Origin of the sequence: Mycobacterium avium subsp. avium, from assembly GCF_009741445.1 — a bacterium.
GTDB classification, from domain to species: domain Bacteria; phylum Actinomycetota; class Actinomycetes; order Mycobacteriales; family Mycobacteriaceae; genus Mycobacterium; species Mycobacterium avium.
Genome location: NZ_CP046507.1, coordinates 4,746,744 through 4,772,191, shown reverse-complemented (window position 1 = coordinate 4,772,191; position 25,448 = coordinate 4,746,744). Strand labels below are relative to the sequence as shown.

At 70.0% G+C, this 25,448-nt stretch carries 28 protein-coding genes; 20 read left to right on the top strand and 8 right to left on the bottom strand.

All coding sequences use genetic code 11. The annotated features are described in order from the left end of the window. Positions 1-18: 18 nt before the first annotated feature. Both MAA44156_RS22335 and MAA44156_RS22330 read right to left on the bottom strand, forming a co-directional pair. On the bottom strand, positions 19-849 hold the full coding sequence (locus MAA44156_RS22335; RefSeq protein ID WP_009979776.1) for a tyrosine-protein phosphatase: 831 nt from the start codon (positions 847-849) through the stop codon (positions 19-21). Next, positions 842-2,062, bottom strand: coding sequence for an acyl-CoA dehydrogenase family protein (locus MAA44156_RS22330; RefSeq protein ID WP_009979775.1), 1,221 nt, complete (start codon positions 2,060-2,062; stop codon positions 842-844). Before MAA44156_RS22330 ends, MAA44156_RS22335 begins: the two co-directional genes overlap by 8 nt. Before the next feature lie 119 nt (positions 2,063-2,181). Between MAA44156_RS22330 and MAA44156_RS22325 the strand changes: the two genes are divergently transcribed. The 4 genes from MAA44156_RS22325 to MAA44156_RS22310 all read left to right on the top strand — a co-directional run bounded on the left by MAA44156_RS22325 (position 2,182) and on the right by MAA44156_RS22310 (position 5,621). Beyond that, positions 2,182-2,643 carry a nuclear transport factor 2 family protein gene (locus MAA44156_RS22325; protein ID WP_009979774.1) on the top strand — a complete coding sequence of 154 codons (462 nt, stop codon included), beginning with the start codon at positions 2,182-2,184 and terminating at the stop codon, positions 2,641-2,643. 141 nt (positions 2,644-2,784) lie between these two features. Beyond that, the gene (locus MAA44156_RS22320; protein WP_009979773.1) at positions 2,785-3,882 is read left to right on the top strand and encodes a Re/Si-specific NAD(P)(+) transhydrogenase subunit alpha; all 1,098 of its coding nucleotides are present in this window, start codon (positions 2,785-2,787) and stop codon (positions 3,880-3,882) included. Then, positions 3,883-4,200: an NAD(P) transhydrogenase subunit alpha part 2 gene (locus MAA44156_RS22315; RefSeq protein ID WP_003874196.1), complete on the top strand. Its 318-nt coding sequence runs from the start codon at positions 3,883-3,885 to the stop codon at positions 4,198-4,200. Then, positions 4,197-5,621, top strand: a complete 1,425-nt coding sequence (locus tag MAA44156_RS22310) for an NAD(P)(+) transhydrogenase (Re/Si-specific) subunit beta (protein WP_009979772.1) — start codon at positions 4,197-4,199, stop codon at positions 5,619-5,621. The genes MAA44156_RS22315 and MAA44156_RS22310 overlap by 4 nt, the downstream gene beginning before the upstream one ends. A 20-nt stretch (positions 5,622-5,641) precedes the next feature. On the opposite strand, the gene MAA44156_RS22305 is transcribed toward MAA44156_RS22310, so the two are convergent. Next, entirely contained in the window at positions 5,642-5,767 is a 126-nt protein-coding gene (locus tag MAA44156_RS22305) for a hypothetical protein (RefSeq protein WP_003874194.1), read from the bottom strand. 158 nt (positions 5,768-5,925) lie between these two features. Between MAA44156_RS22305 and MAA44156_RS22300 the strand changes: the two genes are divergently transcribed. From MAA44156_RS22300 to MAA44156_RS22285, 4 genes are all read left to right on the top strand, one after another. Beyond that, the gene (locus MAA44156_RS22300) at positions 5,926-6,561 is read left to right on the top strand and encodes a TetR/AcrR family transcriptional regulator (protein WP_003874193.1); all 636 of its coding nucleotides are present in this window, start codon (positions 5,926-5,928) and stop codon (positions 6,559-6,561) included. Positions 6,562-6,678: 117 nt separating this feature from the next. Further along, positions 6,679-7,779 carry an NAD(P)H-dependent amine dehydrogenase family protein gene (locus tag MAA44156_RS22295; RefSeq protein WP_009979770.1) on the top strand — a complete coding sequence of 367 codons (1,101 nt, stop codon included), beginning with the start codon at positions 6,679-6,681 and terminating at the stop codon, positions 7,777-7,779. A 17-nt stretch (positions 7,780-7,796) separates the two neighbouring features. Then, positions 7,797-8,537, top strand: a complete 741-nt coding sequence (locus MAA44156_RS22290; protein ID WP_003874189.1) for a glucose 1-dehydrogenase — start codon at positions 7,797-7,799, stop codon at positions 8,535-8,537. A gap of 21 nt (positions 8,538-8,558) precedes the next feature. After that, positions 8,559-9,899: an FAD-binding oxidoreductase gene (locus tag MAA44156_RS22285; RefSeq protein WP_009979769.1), complete on the top strand. Its 1,341-nt coding sequence runs from the start codon at positions 8,559-8,561 to the stop codon at positions 9,897-9,899. Positions 9,900-9,912: 13 nt separating this feature from the next. On the opposite strand, the gene MAA44156_RS22280 is transcribed toward MAA44156_RS22285, so the two are convergent. The 4 genes from MAA44156_RS22280 to MAA44156_RS22265 all read right to left on the bottom strand — a co-directional run bounded on the left by MAA44156_RS22280 (position 9,913) and on the right by MAA44156_RS22265 (position 12,719). After that, positions 9,913-10,464 (bottom strand): TetR/AcrR family transcriptional regulator, encoded by a 552-nt coding sequence (locus MAA44156_RS22280; RefSeq protein WP_009979768.1) that lies wholly within the window; start codon positions 10,462-10,464, stop codon positions 9,913-9,915. 52 nt (positions 10,465-10,516) lie between these two features. Further along, positions 10,517-11,335 carry a thioesterase family protein gene (locus MAA44156_RS22275; RefSeq protein ID WP_009979766.1) on the bottom strand — a complete coding sequence of 273 codons (819 nt, stop codon included), beginning with the start codon at positions 11,333-11,335 and terminating at the stop codon, positions 10,517-10,519. Between the two features lie 19 nt (positions 11,336-11,354). After that, the gene (locus tag MAA44156_RS22270; protein ID WP_009979765.1) at positions 11,355-12,173 is read right to left on the bottom strand and encodes an SMP-30/gluconolactonase/LRE family protein; all 819 of its coding nucleotides are present in this window, start codon (positions 12,171-12,173) and stop codon (positions 11,355-11,357) included. A 72-nt stretch (positions 12,174-12,245) separates the two neighbouring features. Then, positions 12,246-12,719, bottom strand: coding sequence for an SRPBCC family protein (locus tag MAA44156_RS22265; RefSeq protein WP_009979764.1), 474 nt, complete (start codon positions 12,717-12,719; stop codon positions 12,246-12,248). A 122-nt stretch (positions 12,720-12,841) separates the two neighbouring features. Between MAA44156_RS22265 and MAA44156_RS22260 the strand changes: the two genes are divergently transcribed. From MAA44156_RS22260 to MAA44156_RS22250, 3 genes are read left to right on the top strand one after another with little or no spacing between them, the layout of a single operon-like run. Further along, on the top strand, positions 12,842-13,747 hold the full coding sequence (locus tag MAA44156_RS22260; RefSeq protein WP_009979763.1) for an acyl-CoA thioesterase: 906 nt from the start codon (positions 12,842-12,844) through the stop codon (positions 13,745-13,747). Positions 13,748-13,752: 5 nt separating this feature from the next. Then, positions 13,753-14,673, top strand: a complete 921-nt coding sequence (locus MAA44156_RS22255) for an LLM class F420-dependent oxidoreductase (RefSeq protein WP_009979762.1) — start codon at positions 13,753-13,755, stop codon at positions 14,671-14,673. 8 nt (positions 14,674-14,681) lie between these two features. After that, entirely contained in the window at positions 14,682-15,857 is a 1,176-nt protein-coding gene (locus tag MAA44156_RS22250; protein WP_009979761.1) for an acyl-CoA dehydrogenase family protein, read from the top strand. Here the strand turns inward: MAA44156_RS22250 and MAA44156_RS22245 are convergent. Then, positions 15,841-16,527 carry a DUF427 domain-containing protein gene (locus tag MAA44156_RS22245; RefSeq protein WP_009979760.1) on the bottom strand — a complete coding sequence of 229 codons (687 nt, stop codon included), beginning with the start codon at positions 16,525-16,527 and terminating at the stop codon, positions 15,841-15,843. The two genes, MAA44156_RS22250 and MAA44156_RS22245, sit on opposite strands and share 17 nt — an antisense overlap. A 113-nt stretch (positions 16,528-16,640) precedes the next feature. Here MAA44156_RS22245 and MAA44156_RS22240 point away from each other — a divergent pair, with 113 nt between their 5' ends. The 9 genes from MAA44156_RS22240 to MAA44156_RS22200 all read left to right on the top strand — a co-directional run bounded on the left by MAA44156_RS22240 (position 16,641) and on the right by MAA44156_RS22200 (position 25,371). Beyond that, complete coding sequence (locus MAA44156_RS22240) at positions 16,641-17,819, top strand: CoA transferase (RefSeq protein WP_009979758.1); 1,179 nt, start codon at positions 16,641-16,643, stop codon at positions 17,817-17,819. A gap of 159 nt (positions 17,820-17,978) precedes the next feature. Next, positions 17,979-18,542 (top strand): hypothetical protein, encoded by a 564-nt coding sequence (locus MAA44156_RS22235; RefSeq protein ID WP_009979757.1) that lies wholly within the window; start codon positions 17,979-17,981, stop codon positions 18,540-18,542. 3 nt (positions 18,543-18,545) lie between these two features. Then, positions 18,546-19,250 carry a hypothetical protein gene (locus tag MAA44156_RS22230; RefSeq protein WP_009979756.1) on the top strand — a complete coding sequence of 235 codons (705 nt, stop codon included), beginning with the start codon at positions 18,546-18,548 and terminating at the stop codon, positions 19,248-19,250. A 17-nt stretch (positions 19,251-19,267) separates the two neighbouring features. Next, positions 19,268-20,479: a cytochrome P450 gene (locus MAA44156_RS22225; protein ID WP_009979755.1), complete on the top strand. Its 1,212-nt coding sequence runs from the start codon at positions 19,268-19,270 to the stop codon at positions 20,477-20,479. Between the two features lies 1 nt (position 20,480). Then, the gene (locus tag MAA44156_RS22220) at positions 20,481-21,446 is read left to right on the top strand and encodes a zinc-binding dehydrogenase (protein ID WP_009979754.1); all 966 of its coding nucleotides are present in this window, start codon (positions 20,481-20,483) and stop codon (positions 21,444-21,446) included. Between the two features lie 10 nt (positions 21,447-21,456). Next, on the top strand, positions 21,457-22,209 hold the full coding sequence (locus MAA44156_RS22215) for an HpcH/HpaI aldolase family protein (RefSeq protein ID WP_009979753.1): 753 nt from the start codon (positions 21,457-21,459) through the stop codon (positions 22,207-22,209). Beyond that, entirely contained in the window at positions 22,206-22,952 is a 747-nt protein-coding gene (locus MAA44156_RS22210; RefSeq protein WP_009979752.1) for an SDR family NAD(P)-dependent oxidoreductase, read from the top strand. Before MAA44156_RS22215 ends, MAA44156_RS22210 begins: the two co-directional genes overlap by 4 nt. Then, positions 22,934-24,448 (top strand): flavin-containing monooxygenase, encoded by a 1,515-nt coding sequence (locus MAA44156_RS22205; RefSeq protein ID WP_023879452.1) that lies wholly within the window; start codon positions 22,934-22,936, stop codon positions 24,446-24,448. The genes MAA44156_RS22210 and MAA44156_RS22205 overlap by 19 nt, the downstream gene beginning before the upstream one ends. Next, positions 24,445-25,371: an alpha/beta hydrolase gene (locus MAA44156_RS22200; protein WP_009979749.1), complete on the top strand. Its 927-nt coding sequence runs from the start codon at positions 24,445-24,447 to the stop codon at positions 25,369-25,371. The genes MAA44156_RS22205 and MAA44156_RS22200 overlap by 4 nt, the downstream gene beginning before the upstream one ends. Positions 25,372-25,448 lie beyond the last annotated feature (77 nt).

Genomic DNA, 25,448 nt, shown 5'->3' with positions numbered 1-25,448 from the left:
CAGCGCGCGGTCGGCGGGTCAGGCGAGCAGCGCCGCGCGCAGGCGTTGCACGTCTGCCTCGCCGACCCCGGCGTCGCGCAGGTAGGCCTGCAGCGACCCGAACTTCTCGTCGATGGTTTGCCGGGCGGCGGCCAGGTACTCCTCGCGCACCCCCAGCACACCGTCGGACAGCCGCGCCTCGGTCCAGGTCACCACCTCCGGGGTCAGCTCGGTGTCCTGGCGCTGCGCGATCATCGCCGAGATCTGCGCGCGCAGCGCGGGCGCGGCGTCGTTGCTGCGCAGAAAGTCGGCGACGATGACGTCGCGGTCGACGCCGACCGCTTCGAGCACCGTCGCCACCACGAATCCGGTGCGGTCCTTGCCGGCGAAGCAGTGGGTGAGCACCGCACGCCCGGCGGCCAGCAGCGAGATGACCCGGTGCAGCGCTCGCTGCGCCCCGTTACGCGTTGGGAATTGCCGGTATTCGTCGATCATGTAGCGGGTGGCGGCCTCGTCGACGGACTCCGCCGACTGCTCGGCCCCGTCGCCGGTGAGCAGCCGCTGGAAGGCGTGCTCGTGCGGCGCCTGGTCGTCGGTGCCGGCCTCGTGCTCGCCGAGATCGGGAAAGGGCAGCAGGTGCACCTCGACCCCGTCGGGAACCCGGCCCGGGCCGCGCCGGGCCACCTCGCGGGCCGCGCGCAGGTCGGCGACGTCGGTGATGCCCAGCCGGCGCAGCGTCGCGCGGCCCTCGTCGTCGAGCCCGCTCAGCTCGCCGGACCGGAACAGCCGACCCGGCCGCAGCATGGGCGCACCGTCGGCGACGTCACGAAAGTTCCACGCGCCGGACAGTTCTCGCAGCGCCTCAGGCATGCGCTGTGACCGCCGCGGCGAGCGCAGACTTTTCCCGGCCCAGTTCGGCGCGGGCGATGGTCCGCATGTGCACCTCGTCCGGGCCGTCGAAGATCCGCATGGCGCGATGCCAGCCGTACAGGCGGGCCAGCACCGTGTCGTCGCTGACCCCGGCGGCGCCGTGCACCTGGATGGCCCGGTCGATGACGTCACAGGCCACCTTCGGGGCCACCGCCTTGATCTGGGAGACCAGCAGATGCGCGGCCTTGTTGCCGTGCTGGTCGATGGTCCACGCCGCCTTCTCGCAGAGCAGCCGCGCCTGGTCGATTTCGTTGCGGGACTTGGCAATCGACTCCCGGACCACGCCCTGCTCGGCCAGCGGGCGGCCGAACGCCACCCGCTTTTGAGCCCGGTCGACCATCAGCGCCAGCGCCCGCTCGGCCCCGCCGAGGGCGCGCATGCAGTGGTGGATGCGGCCCGGTCCGAGCCGGGCCTGGGCGATCGCGAAGCCCGAGCCCTCCTCGCCGAGCAGGTTGGTGACCGGCACCCGCACGTTGTCGTAGACGATCTCGCAGTGGCCGTGCTGGTCCTGCCAGCCGAACACCGGGGTGGAGCGCACCACCGTCACCCCCGGGGTGTCCATCGGCACCAGCACCATCGACTGTTGTTGGTGGCTGGCCGCGTCGGGGTTGGTGCGGCCCATCACGATCAGGATCTTGCAGCGCGGGTCCGCCGCGCCCGACGTCCACCACTTGCGGCCGTTGATCACGTAGTCGGCGCCGTCGCGCACGATGGAGGTCTCGATGTTGCGGGCGTCGCTGGACGCGACGGCGGGCTCGGTCATGGAGAAGGCGCTGCGGATCTCGCCGGCCAGCAACGGCTCCAGCCACTGCTTGCGCTGCTCCTCGGTGGCGAACAGGTGCAGCGTCTCCATGTTGCCGGTGTCGGGCGCCGCGCAGTTGAGCGCCTCGGGCGCGATCTCCAGGCTCCAGCCGGTGATCTCGGCCAGCGGCGCGTATTCCAGGTTGGTCAGACCCGACTCGGCGGGCAGGAACAGGTTCCACAGCCCCTGCTGCTTGGCCTTGACCTTGAGCTGTTCCACCACCGGCGGGACGGTGTGGTCGTGCGGGCCGGCCTCGTGCCGGTACTTGTCGTATTCGGCCTCGGCCGCGAAGACGTGCTCGGTCATGAAATCGGTCAGCCGCTTGTGGTAGTCGCTGGCTTTGGCCGACATCGCGAAGTCCATGCCCGTCACCATAGGACACGGGTCGCCGCCCAACGCGAGCAGACGCAAAAGCCCCCGACACGCCGCTGGGAATGGGCTTTTGTGTCTGCTCGCGGTAGAGATGCGGCATGACCGAATCCCGACCCCCCTTCCCGCCGTTCACCCGGGACACGGCCCTGCAGAAGGTGCAGGCCGCCGAGGACGCCTGGAACACCCGCGATCCCGAGCACGTCAGCCTCGCGTACACGCCCGATTCGCGGTGGCGCAACCGCGACGAGTACATCGTGGGCCGCGATCAGATCGTCGCCTTTTTGACCCGCAAGTGGCAGCGCGAACTCGACTACTCGCTGCGCAAGAGCCTGTGGGACTTCCACGACAACCGCATCGCGGTGCGGTTCCAGTACGAGTGCCGCGACCGGTCCGGCCAGTGGTACCGCAGCTACGGCAACGAGCTGTGGGAGTTCACCGAATCGGGGCTGATGGCCCGCCGCGAGGCCAGCATCAACGACGTGCCGATCGACGAGTCGCAGCGCCGCTACTTCGGGCCGCGCCCGGCATCCGAACACGGCCGGGAGATTCCGCTCTGGTAGCGCCGGCGCGGCGGCGACGGCGCGGGCCGGGTGCGGCCTGCGGCGCGGCGCGGCGACCGGGTTAGGGTGTTCACGCCAACAGGGTCGCCGATGAGTTGCCGGTAGGCAAGGAAATCAGCAAGGAAAGTAGATGTACGCGCCATGACAAATGCGCAGGCCAACGCGGTCAAGGTAGGGGTGGTCGCCGAATCCGGGGCCGACGAGCGGCGGGTCGCGCTGGTGCCCAAGGCGGTGGCGTCGCTGGTGGGCAGCGGCCTGGCGGTGGTGGTCGAGTCCGGCGCGGGCGAGCGGGCCCTGCTGCCCGACGCGCTCTACACCGAGGCCGGCGCCGGCATCGGGGACGCGTGGGCCGCCGACATCGTGGTCAAGGTCGCGCCGCCGACCGCCGACGAGGTCGCCAAGCTGCACAGCGGTCAGACGCTGATCGGCTTCCTGGCGCCGCGCAACGCCGACAACTCGATCGGCGCTTTGAAGCAGGCGGGCGTGCAGGCCTTCGCGCTGGAGGCCATTCCGCGGATCTCGCGGGCCCAGGCGATGGACGCGCTGTCGTCGCAGGGCAACGTGGCCGGCTACAAGGCGGTGCTGCTGGCCGCCTCGGAGTCGACCCGGTTCTTCCCGATGCTGACGACGGCGGCGGGCACGGTGAAACCGGCCAGCGTGCTGGTGCTCGGCGTCGGGGTGGCCGGGTTGCAGGCGCTGGCGACGGCCAAGCGGCTGGGCGCGCGCACGTCGGGCTACGACGTGCGTCCCGAGGTCGCGGACCAGGTGCGCTCGGTGGGCGCGCAGTGGCTCGACCTGGGCATCGATGCGGCCGGTGAGGGCGGATACGCCCGCGAGCTCACCGAGGAAGAGCGGGCCCAGCAGCAGAAGGCCCTGGAGGAGGCCATCGCCGGGTTCGACGTGGTGATCACCACGGCGTTGGTGCCCGGCCGCCCGGCGCCGCGACTGGTGACCGCCGCGGCGGTCGAGTCGATGAAGCCGGGCAGCGTGGTGGTGGACCTGGCCGGCGAGACCGGCGGCAACTGCGAGCTGACCGAGCCGGGCAAGACGGTGGTCAAGCACGACGTCACCATCGCCGCCCCGCTGAACCTGCCGGCGACCATGCCCGAGCACGCCAGCGAGCTCTACAGCAAGAACATCACCGCGCTGCTGGACCTGCTGATCAAAGACGGCAAGCTGGCCCCCGACTTCGACGACGAAGTCGTGGCGGCGGCGTGTGTGACACGGGAGAGTGCATAGATGTACGACGAACTGTTGGCCAACCTGGCGATCCTGGTGCTGTCCGGGTTCGTCGGGTTCGCGGTCATCTCCAAGGTGCCCAACACGCTGCACACGCCGCTGATGTCGGGCACCAACGCCATCCACGGCATCGTGGTGCTCGGCGCGCTGGTGGTGTTCGGCTCGGTCGAGCATCCGTCGCTGGCGATGCAGATCATCCTGTTCGTCGCGGTGGTGTTCGGAACCCTGAACGTCATCGGCGGGTTCATCGTCACCGACCGGATGCTGGGCATGTTCAAGAGCAAGAAACCCGCCAAGGCTGACGAGGCGGCCAAATGAACTACTTGGTGATCGGCCTCTACATCGTTTCCTTCGCGCTGTTCATCTACGGCCTGATGGGGCTGACCGGGCCCAAGACGGCGGTGCGCGGCAACCTGATCGCCGCGGTGGGCATGGCCATCGCGGTGGCCGCGACGCTGATCAAGATTCGCCACACCGACCAATGGGTGCTGATCATCGCCGGCCTGGTGGTTGGTGTGGTGCTCGGCGTCCCGCCGGCCCGCTACACCAAGATGACGGCCATGCCGCAGCTGGTGGCCTTCTTCAACGGCGTCGGAGGTGGCACCGTCGCGCTGATCGCCCTGTCGGAATTCATTGAGACATCCGGCTTTTCGGCGTTCCAGCACGGCGAGTCACCGACGGTGCACATCGTGGTGGCGTCGTTGTTCGCCGCGATCATCGGATCGATCTCGTTCTGGGGCTCGATCATCGCGTTCGGCAAGCTGCAGGAGATCATCTCCGGCGCCCCGATCGGCTTCGGCAAGGCCCAGCAGCCGATCAACCTGCTGCTGCTGGCCGGCGCCGTGGCCGCCGCGGTGGTGATCGGTCTGCACGCCCATCCCGGCAGCGGCGGGGTGTCGCTGTGGTGGATGATCGGGCTGCTGGCCGCCGCCGGCGTGCTGGGCCTGATGGTGGTGCTGCCCATCGGCGGCGCTGACATGCCGGTGGTCATCTCGCTGCTCAACGCGATGACCGGGCTCTCGGCCGCGGCCGCGGGGCTGGCGCTGAACAACACCGCGATGATCGTGGCCGGCATGATCGTCGGCGCCTCGGGTTCGATCCTGACCAACCTGATGGCCAAGGCGATGAACCGCTCCATCCCGGCGATCGTCGCCGGCGGCTTCGGCGGTGGGGGCGTGGCACCGGGCGGCGGTGACGGCGGCGACAAGCACGTCAAGTCCACCTCGGCGGCCGACGCCGCGATCCAGATGGCCTACGCCAACCAGGTGATCGTGGTGCCCGGTTACGGCCTGGCCGTCGCGCAGGCCCAGCACGCCGTCAAGGACATGGCCGCGCTGCTGGAGGAGAAGGGCGTGCCGGTGAAGTACGCCATCCACCCGGTGGCCGGCCGGATGCCCGGGCACATGAACGTGCTGCTGGCCGAGGCCGAGGTCGACTACGACGCGATGAAGGACATGGACGACATCAACGACGAGTTCGCCCGCACCGACGTCGCGATCGTGATCGGCGCCAACGACGTCACCAACCCGGCCGCCCGCAACGAGGCGTCCAGCCCGATCTACGGCATGCCGATTCTCAACGTGGACAAGGCCAAGTCGGTGATCGTGCTCAAGCGGTCGATGAACTCCGGCTTCGCCGGCATCGACAACCCGCTGTTCTACGCCGAGGGGACGACGATGCTGTTCGGCGACGCGAAGAAGTCGGTGACCGAGGTCGCCGAGGAACTGAAGGCGCTCTAACTGGCGCTCTAACGCGGTGCCTAGACGGGCGGGTAGGCCGGCGGCGGGTAGCCGTTGCCGTCGGTGACCCCGCGCAACCCCCAGGTGAGGTACCGCATGAAGAACTCGATTTCGTCGCTTCCGTCGTAATCCGGACTCGGATCCATCGGCCCCACCTCTCGACTCAGCGCATTCGAGGAAAGTCTAGTCGCATAGCCGTCGACGGGACACCCGGCGTTTTGCTTAAACTGTCCAACCAGTTGATTGATAGTTATCCTTGGCCGAACCGGGGCTGGCCTGCCCGTACCGACGATAGTGAGAACAGATGCCCGCCGACAGCAGCACCCCGAATGGGCAAACCCGCCGCGAAGAGCTGCTGGCCGTCGCCACCAAGCTGTTCGCCGCGCGCGGCTATCACGGCACCCGGATGGACGACGTCGCCGACGTGATCGGGCTGAACAAGGCGACCGTCTACCACTACTACGCCAGCAAGTCGCTGATCCTCTACGACATCTACCAGCAGGCCGCCGAGCGGACGCTGGCCGCGGTCCACGACGACCCCTCGATGACCGCCCGCGAGGCGCTGTACCAGTACACCGTGCGGCTGCTCGACCAGATCGCCGCCAACCCCGAGGGTGCGGCCGTCTACTTCCAGGAGCAGCCCTACATCACCGAGTGGTTCACCAAGGAACAGGTCGCCGCGGTCCGGGAAAAGGAGACCCAGGTCTACGAGCACGTGCACGGGCTCATCGACCGCGGGATCGCCAGCGGGGAGTTCTACGAGTGCGACTCGCACGTCCTGGCGCTCGGCTACATCGGCATGACGCTCGGCGCCTACCGGTGGTTGCGCCCGAGCGGACGCCGCAGCGCCAAGGAGATCGCCGCCGAATTCAGCACCGCGCTGCTGCGCGGCCTGATCCGCGACGAGGAGATCCGCACCACCTCGCCGCTGGGTCCCTGACCCTCTCGTCGTAGCCGACGGACGCGGAACCGCCGGCGGCTCCGGGCCGGTAGGCGCTGCCCATTTAATGGACTAGTGTCTAGAAAAGTTTTGGGCGCTCAACGGACGGAGACTGTCATGGCGATCCGCGTCGCGCACGTCGGCACCGGAAACGTCGGCGGACTGGCCCTCGCCGAACTGATCACCAACCCGCGCTACGAGCTGACCGGGGTGTGCGTGTCCACCCCGGAGAAGGTCGGCAAGGACGCCGGCGAGCTGTGCGGCGTCGGACTCGATGCCGGGGTGGTCACCGGCGTCGCCGCCGTCGGCGACCTGGACGCCGTCATCGCCGCCAAGCCCGAATGCGTGGTGTACTGCGCGATGGGCGACACCCGGCTGCCCGAGGCGATGGCCGACGTCATGCGCATCCTGGCCGCCGGCATCAACGTCGTCGGATCGTCGCCCGGGCTGCTGCAATACCCCTGGGGTGTGATGCCTGAGAAGTACATCGCCCGCGTGGAAGACGCTGCCAGGCAAGGCAATTCGAGCATCTTCATCAGTGGTGTCGACCCGGGCTTCGCCAATGACCTGATCCCGCTGGCACTGGCGGGAACCTGTCAGCGGGTGGAGCAGGTGCGCTGCATGGAGATTCACGACTACGCCAGCTACAACGGCGCGGAAGTCATGGGCTACATGGGATTCGGCCGTCCGCTCGACGAGATCCCGATGCTGCTGCAGCCGGGAGTCCTCAGCATCGCCTGGGGAACCGCGATCCGTCAGCTGGCCGCCGGACTGGGCATCGAGGTCGACGAGATCACCGAGTCCTACCAGCGCGAGCCGGCGCCGGAGGACTTCGACATCGCGGTGGGCCGGGTGGCCAAGGGCACGCTGGCGGTGCTGCAGTTCGAGATTCGCGGCATGGTCAACGGCCACCCCGCCATCGTCATCGAGCACGTCACCCGGCTGCGGCCGGATCTGCGCCCCGACCTGCCGCAGCCGGCCGCGGGCGACGGGTCCTACCGGGTCGAGATCACCGGGGAGCCGTCGTACGCCGTCGACATCGTCCCGAGCAGCCGCAAGGGAGACCACAACCACGCCGCGATCGCGGGAGCCGCGGGCCGTATCGTCAACGCCATCCCGGCGGTGATCGCGGCCCCACCCGGCATCCGCACCACCCTCGATCTGCCGCTGGTGACCGGCAAAGGCCTTTACGCACCAAGCACTTTGGTGACCACCTGAATCGAAAGGAGACCCGCGTGGGACGGGTAGACGGCAAGGTTGCGCTAATCAGCGGGGGCGCCCGCGGCATGGGCGCCGAGCACGCGCGGCTGCTGGCGGCCGAGGGCGCCAAGGTGGTGATCGGCGACATCCTCGACGACGAGGGCAAGGCCGTGGCCGACGAGATCGGCGACTCGGTGCGCTACGTCCACCTGGACGTCACCCAGCCCGACCAGTGGGACGCCGCCGTGGAAACCGCCGTCGGCGAATTCGGCAAGCTCAACGTGTTGGTCAACAACGCCGGCACCGTCGCGCTCGGGCCGCTGAAGAGTTTCGATCTGGCCAAGTGGCAGAAGGTGATTGACGTCAACCTGACCGGCACCTTCCTGGGCATGCGGGTGGCCGTCGAGCCGATGATCGCGGCCGGCGGCGGCTCGATCATCAACATCTCCTCCATCGAGGGGCTGCGCGGTGCGCCCATGGTGCACCCCTACGTCGCATCCAAGTGGGGCGTGCGCGGCCTGGCGAAGTCCGCGGCGCTGGAGCTGGCGCCGCACAACATCCGGGTCAACTCCGTGCACCCCGGCTTCATCCGCACCCCGATGACCAAACACCTGCCCGACGACATGGTGACCGTCCCGCTCGGCCGTCCGGCCGAGTCCCGCGAGGTGTCGACGTTCGTCTTGTTCCTGGCCAGCGACGAGTCGTCGTACGCGACCGGCAGCGAATTCGTGATGGACGGCGGACTGGTCACCGACGTGCCGCACAAGCAGTTCTAGCGCGGTGCTATAACCGCGAACATGCTGCGCGCGTTGGCGGATACGGTCGGATCCACTCACGTCGTCACCGACCCCGACGTGCTGGCGGCGCGCAGCGTCGACCACACCGGCCGCTATCGCGGGCGGGCCAGCGCGCTGGTGCGGCCGGGCTCGGCCGAGCAACTCGCCGAGGTGCTGCGGGTGTGCCGGGACGCCGGCGCCCACGTGACGGTGCAGGGTGGGCGGACGTCGCTGGTGGCCGGGACGGTGCCCGAGCACGACGACGTGTTGCTGTCCACCGAACGGCTGCACCGCATCGCCGACGTCGACACCGTCGAGCGTCGCATCGAGGTCGGCGCCGGGGCCACGCTGGCCGCGGTGCAGCAGGCCGCGTCGGCCGCCAACCTGGTGTTCGGCGTGGACCTCGCGGCCCGCGACAGCGCGACCGTCGGCGGCATGGCCTCCACGAATGCCGGTGGGCTGCACACTGTTCGGTACGGCAACATGGGCGAGCAGGTGCTCGGCATCCAGGTCGCGCTGCCCGACGGCGCGCTGCTGCGCCGGCGCAGCCGGGTGCGCCGGGACAACACCGGCTACGACCTGCCCGCGCTGTTCGTCGGCGCCGAGGGCACGCTGGGCGTGATCACCGAGCTGGACCTGCGACTGCATCCCACCCCGACGCACACGGTGACGGCGATCTGCGGGTTCGCCGACCTCGATGCCGTGGTGGCCGCCGGGCGCACGTTCCGCGACGTGGACGGCATCGCTGCGCTGGAATTGATCGACGGCCGGGCGGCTGCGCTGACCCGCGAGCATCGCGGCGTGCCCGCCCCGGTCGACGCCGACTGGCTGCTGCTGGTGGAGTTGGCCGCCGACCACGACCAGACCGAGCGGCTCGCTGGCCTGCTGGACGACGCGCCGCTCAGCGGCGAACCGGCAGTCGGCGTGGATGCCGTTGCGCGGCAACGGTTGTGGCGGGTCAGGGAGGCGCTGGCCGAGGTGCTCGGCGTGTACGGGCCGCCGCTGAAGTTCGACGTCTCGCTGCCGCTGTCGTCGATCAGCGAATTCGAAAGAGCCGCAATCGATTTGGTGCACACCCACGCGCCCGACGCGCTGCCGGTGCTGTTCGGCCACATCGGCGAGGGCAACCTGCACCTGAACGTGTTGCGCTGTGCGGCCGACCGGGAGCACGCGCTGTATGAGCCGATGATGGACCTCATCGCGGCAAGCGGCGGCAACGTCAGCTCCGAACACGGCGTCGGCAGCCGCAAGCGGCCCTACCTCGGCATGTCCCGGGAGCCCGCCGACATCGCCGCGATGCGCACCGTCAAGGCCGCACTCGACCCGACGGGCTACCTCAACGCCGCGGTGCTGTTCGACTGATCCCGGCCGGCGGTCAGTCGGTCGGCGCCTTGATGCCGACGGCGTGGCGCAGCTGGGCCAGGAACTGATCGGCGTCGTCGCTGCGCACGATGTAGTGCGAGATCGCGATCCGGATCACCGTGGCCGCCTTCACCGCGGCGTTGGGTCCGGGCAGGTGGCGCTGCAGGCCCTCGCGCATCTGCGGGATCACCCCGGAGAACTGGGCGATGGTGTGCTCGGGCTCGACGTCGACCATGCGGACGCCGGAGTAGGAATGCTGATAGTCGACGATGAACCGCAGCACCGCGTCCAGCTTGTCCACACCCTTGAGACCCGCGGTGGCCTTGACCAGGCCGCTTTCGAAGATCTGGCGCTCGTAGGCCGAAAACGCCGACAGCAGCTCCTCTTTCGAGGCGAACCAGCGGTACAGCGTCGGGCGGGACACCCCGGCCTGGGTGGCGACGTCGGACAGGCTGAGCTTGGTCTTGCCGTTGCGACCGAGCACCTCGGCGGTGGCCGCCAGAATGCGCTGGCGGGTCGAGGTGTCGGTGTCGGCGATCGCCGTCGCCCGGACCGGGTGGCTCATGATTCAAACTTTACGAAGTGTCGCCGCGGTGTCATGGTCATTCGCTCCCACGTTAGGCCCGACCGGGCCGCCGGCGCACCAGAACCGACTGCTGGATGGCGCCCACGGCGCCCTGCTCGTCGAACAACGTGCCGATCGTCGTGCCGATCCCGTCCGGCCCGTAGCTGGTCTCGGCCCGGATGCCGATCCAGTCGCCGTCGGGGACCCGGAACACGTGCACGGCCAGATCGGTGTTGAGGAACGTCCACTTGGTGATGTCCAGCTTGCTGCCGATGCCGTTGGCGCAGTCGGCCACCGCGAACAGCCGCTGTAGCCGGGTCATCGATTCGCCCTTCACCAGGTCGACGGTCGGGCTGATCCAGGATTCCCCGGGGCCCTCGCTCAGCGGCTCGGTCAACCACAGCCACTGCAGGCTGTGCACGTAGTTGCGGTCCCAGTCGCGCGCCTTGAGGTTGCGGTCGTAGGCCTCGGCCCGCGGACGCGGCAGCGGCGCCGCCGCGTGCGCCAGGGATCCGGTGTCCTGGTGCTGCAACCGCCAGCCGCTGGCGCGCGCCACCGGCCGCGGGGCGCCGTCGGGCCCCGGCGCCAGCATCTGGGCGCCGAGCAGTTCGATCTGCTTGCCGGGGCGCTGCACCTCTGCGCGCACCCACAGGTCGCCCTCGACCGGCACCCCACCCAGCAGGTCGATCACCACCCGGGACAGCCGGGTGTCATCGCGCTGCTCGCAGCGCTCCAGGGCCCGCGTCAGCAGTGCCGACACCGGACCGCCGTGCTGGATCGTCGCCGACCAGGTGCCACGCGCCAGATCGGTGGCCCGGAACCTCTCGCCCGACGCGTCGGAGTCGATCAGCTCGTAGTAGGCGTCGGTCATCGTCAACCTCTCCGGAAAGTCAGGGCAGGCCGGCGCCGGGCGTGGTCACCGTGACGGCATCCAACCGGGACAGGCGGGTGCCGACCAGACGCTGAGGATAGGCGTCCGTGCTCGACAACAAAAACAGCGTGCGGCGCTGCGGACCGCCCAGTGCGCAGGCGATGGCCACGCGATCGCCGATGTCGATGCGGTCGGTGACGGCGCCGCCGGCCACGATCCGCTCGAACTGGTGCGCCAGCGTCATCGCCGCCCACACCCCGCCGTCGGCGTCCAGCGCGATGCCGTCGGGCGGCCCGTCCAGGCCGTCGGCGAAGACCCGCCGGTCCGACAGTGCGCCGTCGTCGTCGATGGCGAACGCGCTCAGCCGCCGCCCGGTGGACTCGGCGACGATCAGCGTCGCCCCGTCCGGGGTGATCGCCATGCCGTTGGGGAAGTCCAGGTCGTCGGCCACCACGGTCGCACGGTCGTCGGGGTCCAGCCGGATGATCGCGCCGCCGGTGAAGGCCTGGCAGCCGATGTAGGCGCGGCCCGCGCGGTCGACCACCATGTCGCCCAGGTCGGCCGGCGCGATGTCGGCGAGTTCGGCGACGGTGACCACCGTTTCGCCGTCGTAGCGCAACACCCGCCGGTCGCGCGTGGAGGCGATCAGCAACGAGCCGTCGGGGCGGAATCCCAGCCCGGACGGACAGTGCCCGGGCAGCGGCAGGGTGGTCAGCGCGCCACCCATGGTGGTGGTGTGCACCGCTTCGCCGAGCATGTCGGAGAACCACAGCAGACCCTCGAACCAGCGCGGGCCCTCGCCGAAGCAGAACCCGTTGACCAGTGGCTCGGGGATCATCCGCTCATGCCTTCGGCAAACCTTCCGCTTTACAAAACATCGACAAAGTGTCATGCACCGCGGGTGCCGGTGTCAATCGAGCGCGGCGAGCTCCCGCGCGACGGCCTCGTGGTAGGCGTCGATCCTGGCCGGGTTGGCCTGCACGAACAGCTGATCGGGCAGCGGGGCGTCCTTGTCCGCCTCGATCGTCATGGTGCGGGAGAACAGCGTGATGTCGTGGCCGGGGCGGGTGAACCGGTAGCAGACCGTGATGCGGCCCGGCAGGCCGCCGTTGCCGTCGCGGTCGTGGCCCAGCCGGCCGATCGAGGTGAACACGAACAGCGACGGGCGCACCGCGGCGGCCAGCTGCCAGCTGAAGATCCGGTCGCCGTCGGGGCCGGTCTCCTCCCAGGTGTCGCCCACCCGCAGCGGAAGCTCGGGCAGCTTGCCGATGTGGGCGCTGCCGGGATAGGTCTTGGTCCAGTTCTGCGGATTGGTGACGAAGTCGTACACCGTTTCGGCGGACTGGGTGAACGCGGTCTCCGAGCTGGTGGTGACGATGCCCAATTGTATTGCCTCCCTGTGCGTTCCGTCGCCCGGCCGCTATGCCGCCCCGCCGTGTTGTTAGCCAAGCTTTACAAATCTTACGCAAAGTGTCACGCTGAGCGCGAAGCTGGGCGACACGAGAGGTGGAATCCGAGTTGAGCAAGGTTTCCCAGGAATCGACCGAGTGGACGGTGCAGGGCCTGCTGGATCTGTTCGAGGTGCGGCCCGACGGGCAGGACCGGTTCACCGCCGACACCGCCGGTGATATCGGGGGCGGGGGCGACGAACGCCAGGTGGTCGAGGGCACCCAGGTGCTCGCGCAGGCGATCGTCGCGGTGGCCAAGCGGTTCGGTGACAAGTCGGTGCGCTCGGCGCACGCCGTGTTCTCCCGCGCAGTCGCGGTCGGACCGCCCATCGAGCTGGTCCTCGACGTCGTGGCCGAAGGCCGGTCCACCGCCACCGCCGTCGTCGCCGTGCACCAGAACGGCCGGCGCTGCCTGAGCATCACCGTGCTGGCCGACGTGCCCACCGGCGACGTCATCCGCCACCAGCTGCCCCGGCCCGACGTCGCCGGGCCCGCCGACGCCAACCCCTCCCCGATGCCGATGGTCGGCCGGGAGCTGCGCCTGGTGGACGTCGTCGACGTCAACAGCCCCGACGAGGTCGGCCCGCCGGAGCTGTACGCCTGGCTGCACTACGACCCCATCCCCACCCGTGACGACCTGGCCAAGGCGCTGCTGGCCTACTTCACCGGGCACCTGGGCATCTCCACCACCATGCGCGCGCATCCGGGCATCGGCACCGCCCAGGCGCACCTGACCGTGTCCACCGCGCCGATGAGCATCTCGGTCGCCTTCCACGAGCCGGTGCGCTGGGACGGCTGGCTGCTCTACAGCCACGAGAGCACCCAGGTGGGCGCCGGAATGTCGTATGTGCGCGGCACCGTGCACACCGAACAGGGCGAGCTGTTGGCCTCCTTCGCGCAGGAGGCGCTGATCCGCCCGCTGCGCACCAGCGACACCGCGATCGATTCCCGGGCCCGCTTCTAACGGCCATGCGCTTCACCATCACCCACCCGATGCACAGCCATCCCTACAACCGGGAGCTGGTCAGCGGGGACGGCATCGCCAAGGTGGCCGCGGCGGCCGAGGCGGCCGGGATCCACGGCTTCGGCTTCACCGACCACCCCGCGCCGTCGCAGCGCTGGCTCGAGGCCGGCGGGCATGACGCGTTGGATCCTTTCGTGGCACTGGGTTTCGCCGCCGCCACCACGTCCACGCTGCGGTTGATCCCCAACATCGTGGTGCTGCCGTATCGAAACCCGTTCGTGGTGGCCAAATCCGGCGCCACCCTCGACCTGCTCTCCGGCGGCCGCTTCACCCTCGCCGTCGGCGTGGGCTACCTCAAGCGCGAGTTCGCGGCGCTGGGCGTCAGTTACGACGAGCGCGCCGAGCTGTTCGAGGAGGCCCTGCAGGTGATCCGCGCCGTGTGGACCGGCGACGACATCTCGTTCGAGGGAAGGCATTTCAGCGCCCGCGGCATCACCGCGCATCCCCGGCCGGTCAGCAGCCCGCATCCGCCGATCTGGATCGGCGGCAACACCGCCGCCGCGCGCCAGCGGGTGGCCGACTACGGCGACGGCTGGTGCCCGTTTCCCGCCCCGCCGCAGCTGGCCCGGACGGCCGGCACCGCCGTCATCGACTCGGTGGCCAAACTCGCCGACGGCATCGCCGACCTGCGTCGCAGATGCGATGCGGCGCAACGTGATTGGTCGACGATCGACATCACCTTCACCAACTTCGAGGGTGGTAGCCCCGTCGACGACGAATTCAACGCCGACGCCTATCTCGACGGCCTGGACAAGCTGGCCAAGCTGGGGGTGACCTGGGTGAGCGTGCACCTGCCCGGCGACAGCATGGCCCACGCGCTGGAGACCCTGGACCGGTTCCGCACCCTGGTCGTCGACGCCGCCTAGCCGCAACCATGGACTTCTCCCGGGTAGAACTTTCGGCGCAGGACGCGGCCTTCCAGCAGAGCACGCGCGCGTTCCTGGCCGAGCACGTCACCGACGAGGTGCGCCGGCGTGATCGCGAAACCGGCGAAAACTTCAGTGAGCCGGTGCATGTGGCGCTGGGTGAAGCGGGTTACCTGGAATCGGATTGGAAGCTGGAGTCCGAGGGCGGATTCGATCCGGTGCGCCGGCGGATTTTTCAGCTCGAGATCGGCCGCGCGCACACGCCGTGGTTCCACTGGGGCACCACGGCGGTGGTCGCGCGGTTGGTCAAGCAATTCGGGGCGCCCGAACTCGCCGACGCGATCCTGCCCGGCGTGTTGTCCGGGAAGATCCGGCTCTGCCTGGGCTACACCGAACCCGAGGGCGGCTCCGACGTCGCCACCTGCAAAACCCGGGCCGTGCGGGACGGGTCGGGCTGGATCATCAACGGCTCCAAGATGTTCACCTCGAACGCGCAGAACGCCGAGTACGTCTTCCTGCTCACCAACACCGATCCGCGGCGGCCGAAACACAAGAACCTGACCATGTTCCTGGTGCCGCTCGACTCAGCGGGCATCGAGATCCAGGGCATCCGCACCGTCGACGGCGACCGCACCAACATCGTCTACTACAGCGACGTGCGCGTCGACGACCTCTACCGCATCGGCGAGGTCAACGGCGGCTGGACGGTGATGCGGTTCGCCCTCGACGCCGAACACGGCATCACCGACCCCCAAGACCATGGCCTGCAGAACATTTCGATGCTCTCCGAGCACGGCCACCTGATGGCCGAGGCGGCCGACGGGGTCGCGGCCATCCTGGCCAGACCCGATGCGGCCGGCCGCCGGCCCATCGACGACGAGTCGGTCAAATACCGGCTCGGGCGCGGCATGGCCCGCATCGAGGCGGCCATGTCGACCCCCGGCATGTACGGACGCGTGGCGCTCATTCAAACCATGCGTGAGGTATCCCAGGAACTGATGGACCTGCTGGGGACCGCATCGGCCTTGCCCACCGACACCCCGGGTTCACCCGACGACGGCGCCATCGAGTTCATCTTCCGGCACGCCGTGCCCGCCGGCATCTACGGCGGCACCATGGAGGTGTTCCGCAACATGATCGCCCAGCACGAGCTGGGGCTCGGACGGCCTAGCTACGGGCGCTGACCGGCAGCTCGGCCAGCAGCTCGACGCGGGTGTCGTCGAAACTCAGAAAACCCTTGATGGGCAGGCTTTCCGGCGGCGGATCCGGATAGCACCAGCCGACGTCGTCGACCACCCGGTCGCCGTCGACCAGCGACCAGTACGTCGCGAAACCCTTGTAGTTGCAGTAACTCGTCGTCTCCGAGCGGCGCAGCAGATCGGTGCGCACGTGCGCGGGATCGACGTACAGCCTGGGCGGCAGGGCGGTCTCGAAAACGATCGTCGTGTGGTCGGTGTCCACCAGCGTGGTGCCGCCGACGCGCACCCGCAGCCGCCGGCGGGTGCCCCGGCAGTCCACACGGTGATACGGATTGGGCGGGTAGTGCACGAGCTTGCGTCCCTCCTCCCACCAGGTGTCCACGGCGTCCCAGGGGACGTGGACGAAACCGGGCGCCTCCGGCTCCGGCTCCCCGGGCAGGCCGGCGACCTCGTCGGCCGGGAAGACGTAGCTCAGCGGCCGCCCCCGCCGGTGCACCATCAGCGCCCGTTCGGTGTCGATCACCGAACGCCCGTCCTTGACCGCCTGCACCCGCCGGGGATGCGGTTCAACGTAGACGACCTCGGCGGGGATCGGCGGCGAGAACCGCCCCGCCGGATCGCTGCTGAGCGGACCCCGCCCGGCCACCAAAGACATGGGTCGTCCTCCCATCGCACGCAAACCCCACCCGAGGCCCACGCTAGCGTGACACTCGACACGCGGCGCCACGATGGCGTGACGCCCGAACGGCAGAAGGCGGGAACTCACCCATGGCGGGACCGGTGGAAGGCGTCACAGTCGTCGAACTCGGGGTCTGGGTGGCCGGGCCGGCCGCCGGCGGCATCCTGGCCGACTGGGGCGCCGACGTGATCAAGATCGAGCCGCCGACCGGCGACCCGGCCCGCATGTTCGGCCGCATGCTGGGCTGCGACCTGGGGCTGAACCCGCCGTTCGAGATGGACAACCGGTCCAAGCGCAGCGTCGTGCTGGACCTGAGCAGCGAACCGGAGCGCCGGGCGGCGTTCGAATTGCTTTCCGGCGCAGACGTTTTCCTGACCAACGTGCGGCCCGGGGCGCTGCAGCGGCTGGGGCTGGACTTCGCGTCGGTGTCGGCGGCCAACCCCCGGCTGGTGTACGGGCTGATCACCGGGTACGGGGAGAGCGGGCCGGACGCCGACCGCGCCGCCTTCGACGTGGCCGCGTTCTGGTCCCGCGCCGGGGTGGCCCATCTGCTCACCCGGCCCGGCGACACGCCCCCGTTCCAGCGCGGCGGCATGGGCGACCATTCGGCCGGGATGACGATGGCCGCGGCGGTGTGCGCGGCGCTGCTGGCGCGCGAGCGCACCGGGGCCGGCCAACTGGTGACCACCTCGCTGTACCGGCAGGGCGCCTACACCGTCAGCTTCGACCTGAACACCTACCTGATGAGCGGCCAGCCCATCGCGATCGGGCAACGCGAGTCGATGGGCAACCCGTGCATGAACAACTACGCCGCCTCCGACGGACGGCGGTTCTGGATCGTCGGGCTCGAGCCCGAGCGGCACTGGCCGGCGTTGTGCCGCGCGGTGGGCCGCCCCGAGTGGCGCGACGATCCCCGCTTCGCCGACGCCCGCGCCCGCGCCGCCAACTCGGTGGCGCTGATCGCGGCGCTGGACGAGATCTTCGCGACCCGCCCGCTCGACGAGTGGGCGCAGATCTTCGCCAACGAACCGGACTTCTTCTGGTCGCCGGTCAACTCGCTGGAAGACGTGGTGGCCGACGAGCAGTTCCACGCCGCGGGCGGGATCGTTTACGTGCCCGACGGCGCCGACGACCAAGCCGCGGTGCCGATGGTGGCCACCCCGGCGGATTTCCACGGCACGCCGTGGGCACCGCGTTCTGCGGCACCGGAACTCGGGCAGCACACCGCGGAGGTCCTCGCCGAGCTCAAGGCGCGCCGGGGCTCCTGACCGGCCGCCGGGAGCTTTACAAATTTGCGCGGAAGTGTCACGCTGTGCGGTGAGTCGCATCGCCGGGACCGGCAAGCGGCTCCAGCCCGTGCAAAGCCCATGACAAGCGCTCGAGGCCCGGCAACGGATTCGTTGCGGGCGGTGGTGAGGAATGGATCGATGGTCGCTCCGACGTTCGACATCAGCAAGAGCAGCGCCGCCCGGGTCACCCGCGCGAACGACGAGGGCCTGCGGTATCGGCTCGACGTCGTCGCCGCCAGCGCCGTCGACGTCGTGCAGTCGGCCGGCGGCTGGCTCTACGACCGGGCGATGGCCGGCTGGGAGGTGACCGTGCTGCTCCCGCACGGCTGCAACACCCGCTCGCTGCGGATCCTGGGGGTGCGCGCCGCCGACCTCGACTCCGGGCTCGCCGGGCTGGGCCAGGGCGCCGCCGGCCTGGCCGTCAGCGCCGACGCGTTCACCGCCGACGCCCGGGTGCGCGACACGGTGCTCGAATCGCTGCACAACCGGCTCACCGCGGTCGCGCTGTGGGGCGACGGCTGGCCGCTGGGCGTGAGCCGCGCGACCACCCGGGCCCAGCACCTGCTCAGCGGAGCCGCGCGCAGGTTCAAGGGCTATGCGCTTGCCGCAGAAGGGATTTCGGACGGCGGCATCGCCCCCGCCGAATCGTTGCTGTGCGACGTGTGCTCGGCCGCCGACTCAGAGCTGGTCCGGCTCGACTAGCCCATGAAGAAGTACTACCGACACACGCTGCTCTACCTGCACGAGACGATCTCGCTGGGATCCGGGCGAAGCGACCGCTTCACCGAGGTCTTCACCGACACGTATCGGCCGATGATGGACCAGCTCGGCGCCCGGCTGTTCGCGATCTGGGAATCCACCCCGTACAACGGTCACTGGCCGCAGGTGACGATCATCTGGGAGGTCGACGGATTCGCCGACTACGCCAGGATCGGCGCCGCCCAGGCGCGCGGCGGCAGCCACGAGGCCGCGGCCGGAAAATGGTCGGCGTTTCTGGCCGACATCGGCGCCTCGGGGGAGGGGCGCATCATGTACCCGGGCCCCAGCAACAAGACGCTCGCCCAGCTGCGCGAGGCCAATTTCATTGCGCCCCTGGTGATTCAGGAGATCATGCAGACCAAGCCGGGCCGCCAGGACGACTACATCCGGGAGCTGGAGCGACTCTACGTGCCGTGGTCGGAGCGCACCGGAAAGCGCTGGCTGGGTTCGTTCACCACCACCTTCCGCTACAACGAGGTCATCCACTACTGGGCGCTGGACGGCGGCTGGGACTGCTTCGCCAACCACTACCCGTCGTGGAAGGAGAGCCCGCCCGCCGAGATCGTCACCTGGATGAGCGTGGCCCCGGCCCTGCGCGACGGCTGGGAGGATTCCATCCTGCAGGCCCTACCCCCCTCGCCGCTGCAGTGACGGCCCAAGGAGCGCCGGTGGACTTCGCCTACGATCCCTTCGACGCCGAGGTGATGGCAAACCCGTTGCCGTACTACCGGATTCTGCGCGACCACCACCCGGTGTACTACATGCCGCAGTGGGACACCTTCGCGCTGTCCCGGTTCGACGACATCTGGAGGGTGCTCGAGGTCAACAACGGCACCTTCGTCGCCTCGGAGGGCACGCTGCCGCCGGCATCGGTGCTGGCCCAGCACAACGACGGCCCGGTCGACGACTCGCCGCTGCACCCGCTGCCGTTTCACGCCATGTTCGACGCCGACCTCTACGGCGAGATCCGTCGCACCCATTCGCGCCCGTTCCGGCCGCGGGCGGTCACCGACCTCGAGGGCCGGATCCGGACCCTGGCCAACGAACGCCTGGACGAGCTGCTGGCGCGCGGCTCCTTCGACCTGACCCAGGAGTACGGCGGGGTGGTGGTGGCCACCATCGTCTGCGAATTGCTGGGCATCCCAACCGATCTCGCGCCGCAGGTGCTCGCCGCGGTCAATGCCGGCAGCCTGGCCGAGCCGGGCGTCGGCGTTGACACCGGGCAGGCGCGCCCCAACTACTTCGAGTTCCTGCTGCCCGCGGTGCAGCGCCGCCGCGCCGACCCGTCCGGGCCGCCGCTCGAGGTGGTGGACGGCCTGCTCGGCTACCAGCTGCCCGACGGCAGCGCGCTCGACGACCTCGAGGTGGCGACCCAGATGCTGTGCATCTTCATCGGCGGCACCGAGACGGTGCCCAAGATCGTCGCCCAGGGGCTCTGGGAGCTCAGCCGGCATCCCGACCAGCTGGCCGCCGTGCGCGCCGACCCGCAGCACAACATTCCGGTGGCCCGCGAGGAGATGATCCGCTACTGCACGCCCGCACAGTGGTTCGCGCGAACGGTGCGCAAGCCCTTCGACATTCACGGGCAGACCCTCAACCCGGGCCAGCGGGTGATCACCCTGCTCGCCTCGGCCAACCGCGACGAACGCGAATACCCCGACCCCGACGACTTCGTCTGGGACCGGCCCATCCGCCGCTCCCTGGCCTTCGGCCGCGGCCAGCACTTCTGCATCGGCTACCACCTAGCCAGGCTGGAAGTGGCTGTGCTGCTGCAAGAATGGCTGCGCCGGGTACCCGACTACGCGATCCGGGCCGACGCCGCCACCCGGTTGCCGTCCAGCTTCCAATGGGGCTGGAACAAGATCCCGGTGGAGGTCTGAGGTGTGGTGCTACCGGATCGTCGCGCCGTATCGGTTCGAACCGACCGCGATCGACGACAAGACCCCCGAGTGCCTCGCCGACGGGCAAGTGCTGCTGCGGTTTTCGGCCGCCGGCGTGTGCGGCAGCGACCTGCCCGCCTTCCGCGGCGCCCGGGGCCGGCTGCCCGGCGACGACGGCCGCAGCGGCCCCGAGAAGGACGGCTTTCCCATCCACGAGGTCGCCGGCGAGGTGATCGCCAGCCGGCATCCGGCGCACCGTCCCGGAGACCGCGTCGTCGGCTGGGCATCCGGATTCGACGGCCTGATGGAACGCGTCGTCAGCGACGGCGACGGGCTGGCGCCCTATGATCCGGCGCTCAGCCCGGCGCAGGCGGTCGGGCTGCAGCCGCTGGCCTGCGTGCTCTACGCCTGCGAGCAGCTCGAGCTGGCCGGCAAGCACGTCGCGATCATCGGCCAGGGATCGATCGGCCTGCTGTTCTCCTACGTCGCCAAGGCGGCCGGCGCGCGGCGGGTCACCGGAGTGGACCCCATCGACCGCCGCGACGTGGCAAGGGCGTTCGGCGTCGACGACCCGGTGCGCGCCACCAGCGACCGCTGGGTCAGCCAGCTCGACCCCGCCGACCGCGCCGACGTCGTCATCGAGGCCGTCGGCCACCAGGTCGCCACCCTGGCGCACGCCATCGACGCCGCCGCGCCCGGCGGCACCGTGTTCTACTTCGGTGTGGCTGACGACGACACCTACCCGATCAGCATGCGGACCATGCTGCGCAACAACCTCACCCTGAAATCCGGTGTGACACTGGACCGGCGGCGGATGCTGGAGCTGGCCGGCAAGTTCGCCGCCGAGCATCCCTGGCTGCTGGGCGCCTACCTGACCCACACGTTCGGCGTCGACGAGGTGCAGGACGCCTTCGAGCTGGCCTGCCGGCCGGTCGCCGACCGGATCAAGATCGCGATCGCCGGGTGAGTGGCCGACCGTGACCGCGCCGAGCAACCTGCGGCTGGCCCTGAACCGGCGGACCCCGATATTCGGCGGCTGGGTCACCGGCCCGACACTGCTGGGGCCGGAGGAATTCGCCCGCGCCGGTTACGATTACGTCGGCTTCGACGCCCAGCACGGCTATCTGGACGACGCCGACATCGCCGGCGTGCTGCGCCGCATCGAACACCTGCCGATCGGCACCGTGGTGCGCCTGCCCAACGCCGACGCCGCACCGATCGGGCGGGTGGCCGACGCCGGGGCCGACGCCGTCGTCATCGCGATGATCGAGTCGCCCGACCAGGCCGCGGCCGCGGTGGCCGCCACCCGCTACCCGCCGGCGGGCGTGCGCAGCTTCGGCCCGCTGCGCGTCAGCCTGGGCCATGATCCGGCGGCCCACGAGTCGCGGGTCAGCGTGTTCGCGATGATCGAGACCGCGGCGGCGCTGTCCGGCATCACCCAGATCTGCGCCGTCGACGGGCTGACCGGAATCTACGTCGGCCCCGCCGATCTGGCCATCTCGCTGGGCGCCGGCGTGATCGGCGCGACCCGGCAGCCGGAAGTGCTCGACGCGATCGTGCACATCCACAAGGCGGCCACCAAGGCCGGCCTGGTCACCGGCATCCACGCCGGGGACGGCAGCACGGGACATGCCATGGCGCAGTTGGGATTCGACATGATCACGCTGGCCGCCGAGGCACAGGCACTGCGCCGCGGCGCCGCCGAACACCTGCGTGAGGCGACGCAATGACCGGCGGATCGGCCCAGCCGCCGCGGGTGGCGCTGGTGACCGGCGCGGCCGGCGGTCAGGGCCGGGCCATCGCCGAACGGCTGCGCGGCAACGGGTTTGCGGTGGCCGCGTGTGATCGGCGCATCGACGAACTGGCCGCCACGGTGGCCGCATCGGGCGACGACCGGCTGATCGCGGTCGAGCTCGACGTCACCTCCGAGCAACAATGGCGCTCGGCCGTCGAACGCGTGGTGGACCGTTTCGGCGCGCTGAGCGCGCTGGTGAACTGCGCCGGCGTGCTGCACCGCACCCCGCTGCCGCAGGAGACCGCGGATGCCTTCGAAAACGCCTGGCGGGTCAACTGTTTCGGTGCCTTCCTGGGCATACGTGCGGCGCTGGAGCGGCTCCGCGGGACACCCGGCGCGTCGATCGTCAACATCTGCAGCACCGGTGCGATCCGCCCGTTCCCGCAGCACTGCGCCTACGGCTCGTCGAAATGGGCGCTGCGCGGCCTGACCCAAACCGCCGCCGCCGAACTCGCCCCGGCCGGTATCCGGGTCAACGCGGTGTTCCCCGGCCCGATCGCCACGCCGATGCTCGACGAGGCCACCCAGACCCGGCTGGCCGCGGCCGCGTCCTTCGGGCGGATCGGGCAGCCCGGTGAGGTCGCCGACGCGGTGGCGTTCCTGGTGTCCGCCGAGGCGTCGTTCATCACCGGCGCCGAACTCGTCGTCGATGGCGGGCAATGCCTGCAGATCCGATGAGCGAGCTGTCGATCGGCATCATCGGCGCCGGCCCGGGTGGCCTGGCGCTGGGAATCCTGCTGTCGCAGGCTGGGTTTGATGACTTCACCATCTTCGACCGGGAAGACGGCGTGGGCGGCACCTGGCGGATCAACACCTACCCGGGCCTGGCCTGCGACGTCAAATCCCACCTGTACTCGTACTCGTTCGACCTGAACGCGCACTGGTCGCGGCTGTGGTCGGGACAGCCCGAGATCCTGGACTACTTCCAGCGCTGCGCGGACAAATACGGGCTGGGGCCACATCTGCGGCTGGGCACCGAAATCCGCTCCGCCCACTGGGATGCCGACACGCAGCGGTGGCGGCTGACCACCGCGTCCGGCCACCGGCACCACTTCGACGTGGTGGTCTCGGCCGTCGGCCTGTTCACCCGCCCGCTGCTTCCCGAGCTGGTCGAGGAGGAGCCGTTCACCGGGACGGTGATGCACTCGGCGCGCTGGGACCACTCGATTCCGTTGCACGGCAAACGGATCGCCGTGCTGGGCACCGGGTCCACCGCCTCCCAGCTGATTCCGGAATTGGCCAAGGTGGCCGAGCGGGTGTATTCGGTGCAGCGGTCGCCGACCTGGATCCTGCCCAAGCCCGACCGGCCCTACACGCGGTGGGAGCGTTGGGCGTTCGCGCACCTGCCGTTGGCGAAGAAGCTCTACCGGACCAGGTTGTGGCTGCGCAGCGAATCCAACATCTCGGTGATCGAGCACGGCAGCGAGAAGACCGGGCAATTCACCAACATCGCGCTGGGACTGCTGGAGGCGAGCGTCCCCGACGAGGAACTGCGCCGCAAGCTCACGCCCGATCATCCGATGGGCTGCAAACGGCTGGTGTTCTCCTCGGACTACCTGCCCGCGCTGACCCGGCCCAACGTCGAGGTGCTGACCAGCCCCGCGCGCTCCCTGCGCCGGCGGTCGCTGGTCACCGAGGACGGCACCGAGCGCGAGGTCGACCTGGTGGTCTGCGCCACCGGCTACGCCGCCGCCGACTATCTCGGCGAACTCGACGTGACCGGCGAGCACGGGGTCACGCTGCGCGAGGTGTGGCGCGACGGCGCCTACGCCTACCTCGGCATGGCCGTACCGGGATTCCCGAACTTCTTCATGCTGTACGGACCCAACACCAACGTCGGCTCCAACAGCGTCATCTTCGTCCTCGAGGCCCAGGCCCGCTACATCGTGCGGGCCCTGAAGTATCTGCGCCGCCACCGCCGCCGCTACATCGCGGTGCGGCCCGCCGCGCTGGCCGACTTCGTCGCCAAGATCGACCGATGGATGGTTGGCACCGTCTGGACCACCCAGTGCAGCAACTACTTTCGCGCCCCCAACGGCCGCGTCGTCACCCAGTGGCCGCGCAGCGCACGCGCCTTCTGGTCGATGACGCGCCGGTTCAGGCCGGCCGACTACCGGTTCCAGGCCCCGACGGTCCGCGTCCCGGCCCCGGCCTCCGAGGCGGACGCGCGGTGACGGCGCTGGACGGCGCCGAGCGCCTCGACCCGGCGCTGCGCGCGGTCGCCACCACCCGGACCGACTTCTCGCCCGCCGCAATCGAACTCACCCGGGCACCGTTCAACGAGCGCCGCCGGCTGGCCGCCGCGCAGACCGACACCGCCGGCGTGCGGATCGTCGACGACGACGCGAACGGCGTCGACGTGCGCATCTATCGCGGCGGGCCCGAACCGGCGCCCGCCGTAATCTACTGCCACGCCGGCGGATTCGCGCTGGGCAACCTGGACACCGACCACCGCCAGTGCGTGGAGCTGGCCCGGCGCGGCCGCTGCACGGTGGTGTCGGTCGACTACCGGCTGGCCCCCGAACACCCCTACCCGGCCGCGCTGCAGGACGCGGGCACCGTGTTGCGGTGGGTGCACGCCGAAGCCGCCGCCCTCGGCGTGGACCCGGCCCGGCTCGCCGTCGCGGGCAGCAGTGCCGGCGCCGCCCTGGCCGCCTGCCTGGCGCACCCCGACGGGTCGTTGCCGGCCGTGGTGTTCCAGCTGCTGCACCAGCCGGTGCTCGACGACCGGGCCACCGGGTCGAAGGCGCGGTTCCGGACCAGCCCGGCCTTCGACGGCGAGGCCGCCGAGCTGATGTGGCGCTACTACCTGGGCCCGACCGTGGGGTCCGCGGCCGCCGTACCCGCACGGCGGCCCGAATTAGCCGGGCTGCCACCGGCTTTGATCACCTGCGCCGAGATCGACCCGTTCCGCGACGAGGCCATCGACTACGCCCGGCGGCTACTGGACGCCGGGGTCTGCACCGAGCTGCACGTGTTCGCCCGTGCCTGCCACGGCTTCGACTCGCTGCTGCCGGACTGGCCGGGCTCGCAGCGATTGTTCGCGCTGCAGGGCGAGGTGCTGTCGGCGGCGTTGCACCGCGGCAGCACTCACTGATGTCGTCCTGCGCGCTTCGGTAGGGGCATCAAACCACTAGATTGTCGGATGTGCGCCGTACGGTCTTGCCTGGAGGT

Excerpts from the sequence above, each read along its gene's own strand:
- MAA44156_RS22335 (WP_009979776.1), bottom strand. The coding sequence starts at position 849 with ATGCCTGAGGCGCTGCGAGAACTGTCCGGCGCGTGGAACTTTCGTGAC.
- MAA44156_RS22330 (WP_009979775.1), bottom strand. The coding sequence starts at position 2,062 with ATGTCGGCCAAAGCCAGCGACTACCACAAGCGGCTGACCGATTTCATG.
- MAA44156_RS22325 (WP_009979774.1), top strand. The coding sequence starts at position 2,182 with ATGACCGAATCCCGACCCCCCTTCCCGCCGTTCACCCGGGACACGGCC.
- MAA44156_RS22320 (WP_009979773.1), top strand. The coding sequence starts at position 2,785 with ATGACAAATGCGCAGGCCAACGCGGTCAAGGTAGGGGTGGTCGCCGAA.
- MAA44156_RS22315 (WP_003874196.1), top strand. The coding sequence starts at position 3,883 with ATGTACGACGAACTGTTGGCCAACCTGGCGATCCTGGTGCTGTCCGGG.
- MAA44156_RS22310 (WP_009979772.1), top strand. The coding sequence starts at position 4,197 with ATGAACTACTTGGTGATCGGCCTCTACATCGTTTCCTTCGCGCTGTTC.
- MAA44156_RS22305 (WP_003874194.1), bottom strand. The coding sequence starts at position 5,767 with ATGGATCCGAGTCCGGATTACGACGGAAGCGACGAAATCGAGTTCTTC.
- MAA44156_RS22300 (WP_003874193.1), top strand. The coding sequence starts at position 5,926 with ATGCCCGCCGACAGCAGCACCCCGAATGGGCAAACCCGCCGCGAAGAG.
- MAA44156_RS22295 (WP_009979770.1), top strand. The coding sequence starts at position 6,679 with ATGGCGATCCGCGTCGCGCACGTCGGCACCGGAAACGTCGGCGGACTG.
- MAA44156_RS22285 (WP_009979769.1), top strand. The coding sequence starts at position 8,559 with ATGCTGCGCGCGTTGGCGGATACGGTCGGATCCACTCACGTCGTCACC.
- MAA44156_RS22280 (WP_009979768.1), bottom strand. The coding sequence starts at position 10,464 with ATGAGCCACCCGGTCCGGGCGACGGCGATCGCCGACACCGACACCTCG.
- MAA44156_RS22275 (WP_009979766.1), bottom strand. The coding sequence starts at position 11,335 with ATGACCGACGCCTACTACGAGCTGATCGACTCCGACGCGTCGGGCGAG.
- MAA44156_RS22270 (WP_009979765.1), bottom strand. The coding sequence starts at position 12,173 with ATGATCCCCGAGCCACTGGTCAACGGGTTCTGCTTCGGCGAGGGCCCG.
- MAA44156_RS22255 (WP_009979762.1), top strand. The coding sequence starts at position 13,753 with ATGCGCTTCACCATCACCCACCCGATGCACAGCCATCCCTACAACCGG.
- MAA44156_RS22250 (WP_009979761.1), top strand. The coding sequence starts at position 14,682 with ATGGACTTCTCCCGGGTAGAACTTTCGGCGCAGGACGCGGCCTTCCAG.
- MAA44156_RS22245 (WP_009979760.1), bottom strand. The coding sequence starts at position 16,527 with ATGTCTTTGGTGGCCGGGCGGGGTCCGCTCAGCAGCGATCCGGCGGGG.
- MAA44156_RS22240 (WP_009979758.1), top strand. The coding sequence starts at position 16,641 with ATGGCGGGACCGGTGGAAGGCGTCACAGTCGTCGAACTCGGGGTCTGG.
- MAA44156_RS22235 (WP_009979757.1), top strand. The coding sequence starts at position 17,979 with ATGGTCGCTCCGACGTTCGACATCAGCAAGAGCAGCGCCGCCCGGGTC.
- MAA44156_RS22230 (WP_009979756.1), top strand. The coding sequence starts at position 18,546 with ATGAAGAAGTACTACCGACACACGCTGCTCTACCTGCACGAGACGATC.
- MAA44156_RS22210 (WP_009979752.1), top strand. The coding sequence starts at position 22,206 with ATGACCGGCGGATCGGCCCAGCCGCCGCGGGTGGCGCTGGTGACCGGC.
- MAA44156_RS22205 (WP_023879452.1), top strand. The coding sequence starts at position 22,934 with ATGCCTGCAGATCCGATGAGCGAGCTGTCGATCGGCATCATCGGCGCC.